At 60.1% G+C, this 11,811-nt stretch carries 9 protein-coding genes; 6 read left to right on the forward strand and 3 right to left on the reverse strand.

Translation table 11 applies throughout. The annotated features are described in order from the left end of the window. The first annotated feature begins 173 nt into the window (after positions 1 to 173). From dnaN to purF, 4 genes are all read left to right on the forward strand, one after another. The gene (gene dnaN / locus SynTAK9802_RS00005; RefSeq protein WP_186496578.1) at positions 174 to 1,331 is read left to right on the forward strand and encodes a DNA polymerase III subunit beta; all 1,158 of its coding nucleotides are present in this window, start codon (positions 174 to 176) and stop codon (positions 1,329 to 1,331) included. Between the two features lies 1 nt (position 1,332). After that, positions 1,333 to 2,088, forward strand: coding sequence for an RNA methyltransferase (locus tag SynTAK9802_RS00010; protein WP_186496580.1), 756 nt, complete (start codon positions 1,333 to 1,335; stop codon positions 2,086 to 2,088). Positions 2,089 to 2,128: 40 nt separating this feature from the next. After that, positions 2,129 to 4,435: a phosphoribosylformylglycinamidine synthase subunit PurL gene (gene purL, locus SynTAK9802_RS00015; RefSeq protein WP_186496582.1), complete on the forward strand. Its 2,307-nt coding sequence runs from the start codon at positions 2,129 to 2,131 to the stop codon at positions 4,433 to 4,435. A 61-nt stretch (positions 4,436 to 4,496) separates the two neighbouring features. Beyond that, positions 4,497 to 5,939 (forward strand): amidophosphoribosyltransferase, encoded by a 1,443-nt coding sequence (gene purF / locus SynTAK9802_RS00020; protein WP_186496584.1) that lies wholly within the window; start codon positions 4,497 to 4,499, stop codon positions 5,937 to 5,939. A 22-nt stretch (positions 5,940 to 5,961) separates the two neighbouring features. Here purF and SynTAK9802_RS00025 read toward each other — a convergent pair whose 3' ends face one another. From SynTAK9802_RS00025 to queG, 3 genes are read right to left on the reverse strand one after another with little or no spacing between them, the layout of a single operon-like run. Then, on the reverse strand, positions 5,962 to 8,430 hold the full coding sequence (locus tag SynTAK9802_RS00025) for a DNA topoisomerase (ATP-hydrolyzing) subunit A (protein WP_186496586.1): 2,469 nt from the start codon (positions 8,428 to 8,430) through the stop codon (positions 5,962 to 5,964). A 45-nt stretch (positions 8,431 to 8,475) separates the two neighbouring features. Then, complete coding sequence (locus SynTAK9802_RS00030) at positions 8,476 to 9,357, reverse strand: tetratricopeptide repeat protein (RefSeq protein ID WP_186496588.1); 882 nt, start codon at positions 9,355 to 9,357, stop codon at positions 8,476 to 8,478. Positions 9,358 to 9,376: 19 nt separating this feature from the next. Continuing rightward, a complete protein-coding gene (gene queG / locus SynTAK9802_RS00035) occupies positions 9,377 to 10,342 on the reverse strand; it encodes a tRNA epoxyqueuosine(34) reductase QueG (RefSeq protein ID WP_186496590.1) in 966 nt (321 codons plus the stop codon). 36 nt (positions 10,343 to 10,378) lie between these two features. Between queG and SynTAK9802_RS00040 the strand changes: the two genes are divergently transcribed. Continuing rightward, a complete protein-coding gene (locus tag SynTAK9802_RS00040; RefSeq protein ID WP_115009725.1) occupies positions 10,379 to 11,026 on the forward strand; it encodes an HpsJ family protein in 648 nt (215 codons plus the stop codon). 50 nt (positions 11,027 to 11,076) lie between these two features. After that, complete coding sequence (locus SynTAK9802_RS00045; protein WP_006849770.1) at positions 11,077 to 11,811, forward strand: DUF502 domain-containing protein; 735 nt, start codon at positions 11,077 to 11,079, stop codon at positions 11,809 to 11,811.

Here is an 11,811-nt window from a genome sequence, read left to right on the forward strand (position 1 = left end):
TCTGAGCTCCTTTCCCCCTTTTCCCCAGGCCCTACGACGGCTGTTTTTGTTTTTTATTTTTAAATCCATAAAAACCAAACAGCCGAACAGAGGCTCCCAAGGCGTTGGCCATTGCACTTCCCCTCAGCCTGTGAAACCGTGGGACACCTCAGCGCGCTCAGGTCTTCAGGACGATGAAGGTGGTCTGTTCACAGTCCGAACTGAATAGCGCTCTGCAATTGGTGAGCCGTGCAGTCGCCACACGCCCCACGCACCCGGTTTTGGCCAATGTGTTGCTCACCGCCGATGCCGGCAGCAACCGCCTCAGCCTGACCGGTTTTGACCTGAGCCTGGGAATTCAGACGTCCCTCGCCGCCAGTGTGGAAACCAGCGGGGCCATCACACTGCCGGCCCGGCTGCTGGGAGAGATCGTGTCCCGCTTGTCCAGCGATTCTCCGGTCACCCTCGCCGTAGACGATTCCGGTGATCAGGTTCAGCTCACCAGCCTCAGCGGCAGCTATCAGATGCGCGGCATGAGCGCTGACGACTACCCCGATCTTCCGATGGTGGAGAGCGGCATGACGCTCAAGCTGCAACCTGAACGGTTGGTGCAGGCGCTCAAAGGCACCCTGTTTGCCAGCAGTGCTGATGAAGCGAAGCAACTGCTCACCGGCGTGCATCTCAAGTTCAACCAGCGGGCTCTGGAAGCGGCTGCCACCGATGGTCACCGCCTTGCCGTGCTGAATGTTGAGGATGCCCTGCAGGATGCGGCCGTGACCGATGCGGTGGACGACGAGGGGTTCGCTGTGACACTTCCATCGCGCTCACTGCGGGAAGTGGAGCGGCTGATGGCCTCCTGGCGGTCCGATGAACCGGTCAGTTTGTTCTGTGATCGCGGCCAGGTGGTGTTTCTTGCGGCCGACCAAATGGTCACCAGCCGCACCTTGGAAGGCACCTATCCCAATTACGGCCAGCTGATCCCCGATGGTTTCACCCGCACCTTTGGAATGGACCGTCGCGCCCTGATTGCTGCTTTGGAGCGGATTGCTGTGCTCGCTGATCAACACAACAACGTTGTGAAATTCAGCAGTCAGCCCGAGGACGGTGTTGTCCAGATCAGTGCTGATGCGCAGGATGTGGGCAGTGGCTCTGAATCGCTTCCCTCCAACTTGGAGGGTGACGCCATGCAGATTGCCTTCAATGTTCGCTATCTGCTGGATGGCCTGAAAGCCATGGGCTCTGATCGGATTGTTCTGCACTGCAACGCGCCCACCACGCCGGCTGTGCTCCGTTCCGAGGAAGCGTCCGAAGCCTTCACCTATCTGGTGATGCCTGTTCAGATTCGTTCCTGATGTGTCGCTACCGGATCAGCTGCTTCTCAGTGATCTTCTGAGTCATACGGTTCGTTGTGATCTGGGTCTGGATCACGGGCCTGGGGTCATGGCCTGGATGCATCCGCCGGTGCATCGTCTTCTGGGCTGGGTCAGCCGTCCTTCGGCCCTGCGCATGTCACGGGATGTCTGGCGTTTGAACCAGTGTTGTGGTTTGAGCGATCAACAAGTGTTTGTACGTGGCGAGCCAGCGGTCACCGATCAGGTGACCCTGGAGCGCTTGCCCACGCTGATGGACGCAGCCTTGCTGGGCCGTGACGGTGAGCGGATCGGCAGCGTTGTGGACCTTGATTTTCGACCTGCCGATGGCGCGATTCTTCACTACCTGATTGCCCGCAGCGACCCGCGTTTGCCGGGGAGTTCCCGATGGCGTTTGGCTCCCGATCGCATCCTTGATCAACAACCGGGTCAGATCCAAACCGGCCTGATGGGATTGGACGATCTGCCCATGGCCCGCGCCAGCGTTCGGCACGATCTACTCCAACGCACCCAACACTGGCGGGACCAGTTGCGTTCCATGGGTGATCGGGCCAGCGATCGCCTGGAGGGTTGGTTGGACGACTCGCCCATCGATGAGCTGCGACCGGAAAGCGTGCGCTTCAGATCCGACGTCGAGGACGAACCAAGAGAGGTGTCGGCACCTGAGGTCTGGGACGACGAAAGTTGGGATGAGACCCCCTCTCGCCGCCGTCGTGAGGACGAAGATCCCTGGGTCTGACGGGCGGTCGGCAACACTGGGGGGAGGTGCTCCGCGATTCGTGGTTTCCTCCCCTGCGTACGACATAGCTGCAGCCCTGAAGCAGGAAGGGCTCAAGCCCAGTGACTGGGATGAGATCTGTCGGCGTCTCGGCCGCGAGCCGAATCGAGCCGAACTGGGCATGTTCGGTGTGATGTGGTCCGAACACTGCTGTTATCGCAATTCCCGGCCTCTGCTGAGTGGCTTCCCCACGGAGGGACCACGCATCCTTGTTGGACCCGGCGAAAACGCTGGTGTGGTGGATCTCGGTGGGGGCCATCGGTTGGCCTTCAAGATCGAAAGCCATAACCACCCCTCCGCCGTCGAACCCTTTCAGGGGGCGGCCACAGGGGTGGGCGGCATCCTGCGTGACATCTTCACGATGGGGGCCCGTCCGATCGCGCTGCTGAACGCTCTGCGCTTCGGCCCTCTTGAGGATCCCGCCAACGTAGGCCTGATGGAAGGCGTTGTGGCCGGCATTGCCCATTACGGCAACTGCGTTGGGGTGCCGACGGTGGGTGGCGAGGTGGCTTTTGATCCCTCGTATTCCGGCAATCCGCTGGTGAATGCCATGGCCCTTGGCCTGATGGAGACCGAGGAGATCGTCAAATCCGGTGCGATCGGCGTCGGTAATCCTGTGGTGTACGTGGGCAGCACCACCGGTCGGGATGGCATGGGGGGAGCCAGCTTTGCCAGTGCTGAGCTCAGTGCCGATTCCTTGGACGATCGCCCTGCCGTTCAAGTGGGCGATCCGTTTCTGGAGAAAGGGCTGATCGAAGCCTGCCTTGAGGCCTTCGCCAGTGGTGATGTGGTGGCCGCTCAGGACATGGGCGCCGCTGGTCTCACCTGCAGCTGTTCGGAAATGGCTGCCAAAGGGGGCCTGGGGGTGGAACTGGATCTGGACCGTGTTCCGGCCCGTGAAACCGGGATGACGGCTTACGAGTTCCTGTTGTCGGAATCCCAGGAACGGATGTTGTTCGTGGTGAAGGCCGGCCGGGAGGACGCCTTGATGCAGCGCTTCCGTCGCTGGGGCCTGCAGGCGGCGGTTGTGGGCAAGGTGCTCCAGGAACCGATTGTGCGGGTGTTGCATCACGGTGCTGTCGCCGCCGAGGTGCCGGCCACAGCTCTTGCCGATGACACCCCAATCGAAAAACATGCCCTGTTGCAGGAGCCCCCGGCCGACCTTCAGGCGCTCTGGAGTTGGACCGAGCAGGAGCTTCCGGAGCTGAGCGATGCAGCGACAGCCTTGCTTCAGCTTCTGGATGACCCCACCATTGCGAGCAAGCAGTGGGTTCACCGTCAGTACGACCAGCAGGTGCTGGCCAACACGGTGGTCTCCTCTGGAGCCGCTGATGCCGCCGTGGTGCGGTTGAGACCTCAGCAAGGCGATGGATCCATGGCCGCATCCAATCGCGGTGTTGCTGCCACGGTGGACTGCCCCAACCGTTGGGTTGCCCTGGATCCCGAACGCGGTGCTCAGGCGGCCGTGGCCGAAGCGGCACGCAACCTGAGTTGTGTGGGGGCGGAGCCTCTGGCGGTGACCGACAACCTCAATTTCCCCTCACCGGAGACACCCAAGGGCTTCTGGCAGCTGGCCATGGCCTGCCGCGGGATCTCGGATGCCTGCCGTGCCCTCAACACCCCGGTCACTGGCGGCAATGTCTCGCTCTACAACGAGACCAAACAGGATGACGGCACGATGCAACCGATTCACCCCACGCCGGTGATCGGCATGGTTGGTGGTGTGGATGACATCAGCCGTGTGACTGGCTTGGCCTGGCAACAGCCCGGCGATGCGATCTTCCTCATCGGTGTTCCGCCGGAGGATGGTGCCGATCCCAGCCTTGGTTTGGCCGGTAGTGCCTATCAGCAGCAGACCCTTGGCTCCTTGGCCGGACGACCGCCTAAGCCCGATCTTGCCGTCGAAGCAGCGGTGGGACATTTGGTGCGTGAGGCCATTGCTCAAGGTTTGTTGGCCTCCGCCCACGATTGCAGTGATGGAGGCTTGGCCGTGGCGTTGGCTGAGTCCTGCATCGCCTCTGATCTGGGCATCAGCGTGACCCTGTCCACAGGCTCAGCGCGCCTGGCGCGGGTTCTGTTCGCCGAAGGCGGCAGCCGGGTGATTGTGTCGGTGAATGCAGCATCCCTCCCTGCATGGGAGCAGTTGAGCGCATCCAATCCAGCGCTTTGCGTCACCCAGCTGGGCAGCGTGACCGCGGAGTCTCGACTGGTGATCCGATCCGAATCGGCTGTTCAGCTCGATCTTGAGGTGCAACGCTGTGCTGCTGTTTTCCGTGATGCGTTGCCCCGACGGATGCATTCGGAGTGATTGAGTCAGGCGTTGCCTGACGGTCGTTTCTCTTCCTTATCTCTCTGACTTCGGATTCATCATGTGCGGCATTATCGGAATGTTCTGTGTTGACTCGGTCAACCAACAGATCTACGACAATCTGCTTCTGCTTCAGCACCGCGGTCAGGACTCGGCAGGGATTGTCACGATGGACAATCACACCTTCCATGTGCACAAACAAAGGGGACGTGTGCGTGAAGCCTTTCGCACAAGAGACATGCGAAAGCTGCTGGGAAATGCCGGAATTGGCCACGTTCGTTATGCCACTCGTGGTGCTGCTGCGTCAGAAGAGGAAGTTCAGCCGTTCTATGTAAATGCCCCCTATGGCATCACTTTCGTTCACAACGGCAATCTCACCAACACCCTTCAGCTTGAGCAGGATCTGTTCAAGATTGATCGTCGTCACACCAATTCCACCAGCGATACGGAGATGCTGGTCAATGTGTTGGCCACGGAGATTCAATCTCAGCTCACAGGACGTGATCTCACACCGGATCAGTTGTTTGATGCGGTGGCGTCACTCCATCACCGCGTTCAGGGCTCCTATGCGGCGATCGCTTTGATTGCGGGCCACGGAATGCTGGCCTTCCGGGATCCCTACGGAATTCGGCCTTTGATTCTCGGCAGGCGGTTGTCTGACCAAGGTCGTGAGGAGTGGATTGTCGCTAGTGAATCGCTGGTGATTGAAAACAGTGGCTATGAGATCGTTCGCGATGTTGATCCCGGCGAGGCCGTGTTCATCGACGCTGATTCGAACTTGCACCAGCGTCAGTGTGCTGAGTCTCCTCGCTTAATTCCCTGTGCTTTTGAGTACGTGTATTTGGCGCGGCCGGATTCCGTTATGAACGGCATATCGGTGTACGAGTCGCGTTTACGAATGGGTGATCGTCTGGCTCAAACCATTGCTGAAATATTGCCGGCTGGTGATATTGATGTTGTGATGCCGATTCCTGATTCAGCACGACCTTCGGCGATGCAGGTGGCCAAGCAATTGGGTCTTGAGTATCGAGAAGGGTTTTACAAGAACCGCTATGTCGGCCGAACCTTCATCATGCCGGGTCAAGCTGAAAGGAAGAAATCAGTGCGGCAGAAGCTCAATGCTCTCGGAACTGAATTCGCCGGGAAGAATGTTCTAATTGTCGACGATTCGATTGTTCGTGGAACAACATCCCGCGAGATTGTTCAGATGGCACGCAGCGCTGGTGCCAACAAAGTGACGTTCACGTCGGCTGCTCCACCGGTTCGCTATCCCAATGTTTATGGGATCAACATGCCAACCCGGGCTGAGCTCCTTGCCCACGGCCGAACAAGTGAGCAGATCTCAGATGTTCTCGGGGCTGATCATGTTGTCTATCAGACCGTTGAGAATCTGCTGGAAAGTATTGTTGATAACACTGAGATCAAGGATCTCGAGATGTCTTGTTTTGATGGTCACTATGTGACCGGTGGAATCGACGAAGATTATTTCCAGTGGTTGGAGTAGAACTGCCGCTCCTGATCGGGGGTTAGGAATTCGGTTGAATGGCGTTGATCACATTAACAATGGCCTCTCCTTTCTGAAGAGACGCCTGCTGCGTAGGTTTATCTCCGGGTTTTGAGATGTTGATGTTGTCCGGATCCAAGCGCCCGTGACGATCCTTGCTGGTGCGCACACCCACAAGACCGGGTCCAGTGCTGATGCCCACCAGACGATCAGATTCCGCAACAATCTGCACCGCCATGCTGCCGAGATCGCCCCGTTGGTTGTAACGCAGGCCTGAGCAGTCGATTCGCCCGATCATTCCCTGCCTGGTGATCAGCATCAGTGGTGCCTGTTCCGTGCAGACGGCTCCAACGATCTGTTCCCCGGGTAGCAATCGCATGGTCATGGGTCCCTGTGCCAATCGACCCATCAACGGAAGTGAATCTTCAGTGACTCGCAGTCGCAGCAGGCGACCGATGTCGCTGATCAGCACCAGTGTTCCCTGATCGCGGCAGATCACTGCACTGTTGAGCTCGACTCCCTCTTTCAACTTGAGAACGCTGGTGGCCCGACCGGAAAGGTCCACCACTTCGCTGAGGGGGAGCCGCTTAAAGCGTCCATCGCTGCTGAGCAAGCCCAGACTCAGGTCGTCGATGTTCTGGCTGGGCAGTGACAGCAGCGAAACGATGGGGTCTCCGTCGAGGCCCGTGGGCAGGAATCGGTCAATCGGGCCGGGTTGCTGTCCAGCAAATTCCCAGCGCACCTGGGCGATGCGTCCCCCCGCACTCACTGCCAACAGTCGTGGTGGTGGCTCGATCGGCAGGATCACCCGTGCCGGAGATGGTGCATCACCAATGGGGCATGGATCATTGAGGTGCAGTCGGCCCAGCACCTGAGGGGTGACGATCTTCACTTGGCCATCGGCCTGGATCAGCACCCGACCATCTCCGGGCAGTGCAGCCAGGGCTTGCTGACGCAGCAGTTCAGTGTTCGGCCGTTGGCTGGCTGCCCGCTCGGCCATCAGGGCATCACCGCCTTCCACCAGGCGGGTTCGCCGCGGGGTGCTGAAGCGTTTTTTCAACGCCTTGAGTTCTGTCACCATCGCGTCCAGTAGCTGATCCCGGTTGTCCAGGAGCAACTTCAGGCGTTGACGTTCCGCTCGAAGCTCATCCAGCTCCTGGCGCAGGCTTTCCTGTTCGAGTCCGGTCAGGCGCCTCAGGGGCATGGCCAACACCGCATCCGCCTGCCGTTCGCTGAGGTCGAGCCGCACCATGAGGCTGGCGCGGGCTGAGGCGGCGTCATTCGCCTCCTGAATCATGGCGATCACCGCCTGAAGGTTGTTCAGAGCTGTGATCAGTCCTTCCACTACCTCAAGCCGGTCTTCGGTCTTGCGCAGGGCATGGCTGGTGCGTCGGATCAGGGTCAGTTCCCTGAAATCGAGGAAGGTCTGCAGCAGTTGGCGCAGCGACAGTTGCTGGGGTTGTCCATCCACCAGGGCGAGAAGGATGGCTCCGAAGTTGCTTTGCAGTGCCGTTCGCCGTTGCAGATCCTTCAGCACCTTCTCGGGATCTGCATCGCGACGCAGCTCCACCACCACACGCATGCCTTCGCGGTCGCTTTCGTCGCGGATGTCGGCTATTCCGCCGATTTTTCCGTCGTTGACGGACTCCGCCAGTTTTTCAATCCAGCCGGCTTTGCTGAGCTGGTACGGCAGTTCGGTGACGACCACGGCATTGCGTTTGTGGCGCCCTTTGCCCGGTTGCACCTCTTCGGTGTGGGCCACGCCGCGCATCGGGATGCTGCCCCGTCCATGCAGGTAAGTGTCCCGCAGGCCTGAGCTGATTAGTACTTCACCGCCTGTGGGGAAGTCGGGCCCTGGGATCAGCTCCAGCAGTTTTTCGTCACTCAGCTCCGGTTTGCGGATCAGGGCGATCAGGCCATCCACCACCTCTCCCAGGTTGTGCGGGGGAATGCTGGTGGCCATGCCAACGGCGATGCCGGAGCAGCCGTTCAGCAGCAGGAAGGGAAGCTGGGCTGGAAGAACGGTGGGTTCCTGTTGGGACCCATCGAAGTTCGGTGCGAAATCAACCGTGTCCTCACCGATCTCCTCCAGCATCGCCTGGTGAGAGATCGGCGCCAGGCGGGTTTCGGTGTACCGCATGGCCGCCGGTGGGTCGTCATCCACCGAGCCGAAATTGCCATGGCCGTCGAGCAGTGGATGACGGCTGGAGAAGCTCTGAACAAGCCGCACTAAGGCGTCGTAAACGGCCTGATCACCGTGGGGGTGGTATTTGCCGAGGACGTCACCGACAACCCTCGCGCATTTCCGATAGGGACGGTCTGGGGTGAGCCCCAGTTCCTGCATCGCGTACAGAATCCGCCGCTGGACGGGTTTGAGACCATCGCGGGCATCGGGCAACGCCCGACCCACGATCACGCTCATCGCGTATTCGAGGTAGGAGCGCTGCATCTCCTGATGCAGGGCGATCGGTTCAACGCGCTCCTCAGCCATTCGGTCTATCGCTCTCCGACCGGAAGGCGCTCAGCCTACAGATGATCACTGGCTTTTCTTCCACGTTGCGTTGGCTTGGGCTCGTTCCACGCTGTTGGTGAGCTGCGGCTCGCTCAGCAATTCTGCCGTCGCCTCACGGATGCGCACACCCCAAAGCTGTTCGGCTTGATGCAGGGGCAAAACGTAGTTGGGGTTCTTGGCTAATGCTGTGGATGCCAGCTGGATCGCCTCGGTCTGCTCACCCTGTTGATGCAGCGCTGCGGCCAGGGCCAGCATCGGTTCTGCGTTGGTCTCCAGCTTCAGCACCCGGCGCCAACGCCGCACGGCTTCCTGCAGCTGGCCCAGCTCAAAAAGCACCAGGGCCTGGTTGTTCAGGGCTTCCCAGAACTCCGGCTTCAGGGCCGTGGCTTGTTCGAACGACTTCAGGGCCAGAGGGAGTTCGCCCTGCATGATCCTGGCGTTGCCGAGGTCGAAATAGGCCGAAGCGTTGTTCGGATCCAATTGGAGTCCGCGGGTAATCAAGGGAACGGCATCGTTCGGTCGCTCCGCCCGCAGGGCGATCGCTGCTTCGGCGAACCACAGGCCGGCTTTTTCAGGATTCAGCTGCTTGGCCCGGGCCAGAGATCGGCTTGCGTCCTTGAGGTCGTTGTTGCGCAGTTGAGCCTCCGCAAGGATCGACCAGAACCGTTCGTCATTGGGGTTGAGCCGCACCGCCAGAGCCGCCAGTCGTGCTGCGTCCTTGGCTTGCCCCAGCTGAAGCAGCTGTGCAGCGGTCCGACCGATGCCGATTGATGAGCCCTTGAGTTCCGTTTCGGTGGGCAGATAGACGTAGGGGATCAGGGCGTTGGCTGCTGGGGCGCCGAACCAACCCCCCAGAACGACCAGTGCAGCCGCCAGCGTTCGACGCAAGCCAATTCGACGCAGCACTGGAGCGAGGGTGGAGTCGCTAAAGCGTAGGTGTGGGATCCGGTTGTGCTGCAGCGGCGTTGCGACGCCACATCCAGGGTTTGATCCGTCGCAACGCCGATCCCCGCAGGTTTTGGTCCCAGACGCTGTCGTCCCAGCTCTGGATCTGCTCCTTCTGCAGATTCAGTAGCCATGGGCGTGGCTGCACCTCGGGATCACTGCTTTGGGGCAAGCTTCGGTGGTTCCAGGGGCAGACGTCCTGGCAGATGTCACAGCCCGCCACCCACGGTCCAAGGGCGGCGCGAATGTTTTCCGGTAAGTCGTCCTCACGGTTTTCGATCGTGTGAAAGGCCAGGCAACGCCTTGCATCCACCACAAAAGGTTCACGGATCGCATGCGTGGGGCAGGCATCGATGCAGGCAGTGCAGCGTCCACAGAGGCTGCGGGCTGGTGGGTCGGCGTTCAAGGGCTCCGTTGTCAGCAGATGGCCGATCACCATCCAGGAGCCCCGTTCGGGGTGAATCAGGTTGCTGTGCTTGCCGATCCAGCCCAGGCCGGCTTCTTCAGCCCAGGCCTTGTCCAGCAGCGGTGTGGAGTCAACACAGGCGCGCCAGCCGCAGTCGGGCCGTTGTTCCGTAAGCCAGCGACCGATTCGTCGCAGCCTTTGATCCACAACACGGTGATAGTCCCGCCCCCAGCCGTAGCGGGCGACTTTGAGGGAGCCTGGGGAGGGTTGAGCTTCGACGTAATAGTTGAGGCCAACGGCGAGCACGCTGTTGGCTCCGTCCAACAGAAGCCTGGGGTCTTGCCGACGGGGGGCGGCCATCCAGGCCATGTCAGCTTGATGACCATGGTCCAACCAGCGCTGCAGGGCGTTGGTGCGCAGCTGCAGCCGCGAACTTCCCGGGATTCTGGCAATGCCAACGGGATTGAACCCTTCCTCAGCGGCGCGGCGCTTCAGAGCCTCGCTTAAACGAGTTTGTTGATCGGTGACATGCCCTTGCATCGACCTTAAGGTTGGGCGCTTATCAGCATCTTCTCTGTGACCGGCACTGAGATAGGACGGCTTGCTCCCTTGCTGCGCTGGCTTGGTTTGACCCTCGTGGTGATCCTCGTCCTACAGATGCTGGCTGTTCTTGTCGGTGTCGACTGGGGTGCGGATGCTCCACGCCCGCAGGTCACCGGACCGCTGGTGGCCCTTGCTCCTCTGGGATTTGCCGGTTTGTTGATCTGCCTGATCGGATCACGGCTGGATCACCCCCATCAGCAGCGCACTCCTTTGCGTCTGCTGATCGCCGTCCTTTCAGCGCTGTTGGCCCTCGGCATGGTGATTGCCGTGCCCATGTCCCTGGATTGGGGTGCGGGTGACGTGGCCCGTCAGCGGAATCTGGATCAGGGCCGCGAAGCGCTGAAGGATGCTCGAGCCTTCCGAGCCGATGCAGCGCAAGTCACCTCCCTTGGTGAGCAGCTGGCCCAGGCCGGTCAACTCGCTGCCGATGCCACCGAGGACGACAAGCTGCGGGCGGCACAAAAGATGGTGGACGATCAGATCGCCCAGATGGAGGCCCAGCTCAAGACCGTTGAGGCTGGCCAGGCCCGTGAATCCCAGCAGCGGTTCATCGGTGGAACCATCACAGCTGTGGTTCTTGCGATTGCCTTTGCGCTCCTTGCGTTCACGGCAGTGCTCTGACCGCTGGTTAGGTTGGTCAGACTTCACTCAAAGCTGGGCGCAGTAGCTCCTTGGTCCAGTCCAATCCCAGACCTGATCTGCCGCTGTCCGCAAGGCTTCGGCAGGATCTGAAAAACGACCTGATTGCAGGGTTGCTGGTGGTCATCCCGCTGGCGACGACGATTTGGCTGTCAACGATTGTCAGTCGCTTTGTTCTGGCGTTCCTGACCTCGATACCGAAGCAGTTCAATCCGTTCATCACCCTGAATCCACTGCTTCAGGATCTGATCAATCTGGCTCTCGGTCTCACGGTGCCTCTGATGGGCATCCTTCTGATCGGCCTGATGGCCCGAAACATCGTGGGTCGCTGGCTGTTGGAGTTCGGTGAAGGCACCTTGAGCCGGATTCCCCTGGCTGGATCGGTTTACAAGACGCTGAAGCAGCTGCTTGAGACCTTTTTCCGCGACAACTCCTCCCGCTTCCGTCGTGTTGTTCTCGTTGAGTACCCACGTGAGGGATTGTTCAGCGTTGGTTTTGTCACAGGGGAGGTGGGGCCTTCCCTTCAATCCGATCTGAAGGAGCCCCTGTTAAGTGTCTTCATTCCCACCGCTCCGAATCCCACCACCGGTTGGTACACCCTTGTTCCAGCTGGATCCGTCCGAGAGCTTGAGATCAGCGTTGAAGAAGCTTTCCGAACGATTATTTCGGCCGGCATCGTCAACCCCGATGATCGTGAAGCTCCTGTGAATCGGAGTTTCTCCAGCCTCATGGCCCAGTTACGGGCTTCTGCATCTCCTTCCAGCTGA

It is taken from the genome of Synechococcus sp. TAK9802 (assembly GCF_014279535.1).
Lineage (GTDB): Bacteria > Cyanobacteriota > Cyanobacteriia > PCC-6307 > Cyanobiaceae > Parasynechococcus.

What these genes read in the sequence shown, in the direction of transcription:
- dnaN (WP_186496578.1), top strand. Translation starts at nt 174, where the DNA reads ATGAAGGTGGTCTGTTCACAGTCCGAACTGAATAGCGCTCTGCAATTG.
- purF (WP_186496584.1), top strand. Translation starts at nt 4,497, where the DNA reads ATGTGCGGCATTATCGGAATGTTCTGTGTTGACTCGGTCAACCAACAG.
- SynTAK9802_RS00025 (WP_186496586.1), bottom strand. Translation starts at nt 8,430, where the DNA reads ATGGCTGAGGAGCGCGTTGAACCGATCGCCCTGCATCAGGAGATGCAG.
- queG (WP_186496590.1), bottom strand. Translation starts at nt 10,342, where the DNA reads ATGCAAGGGCATGTCACCGATCAACAAACTCGTTTAAGCGAGGCTCTG.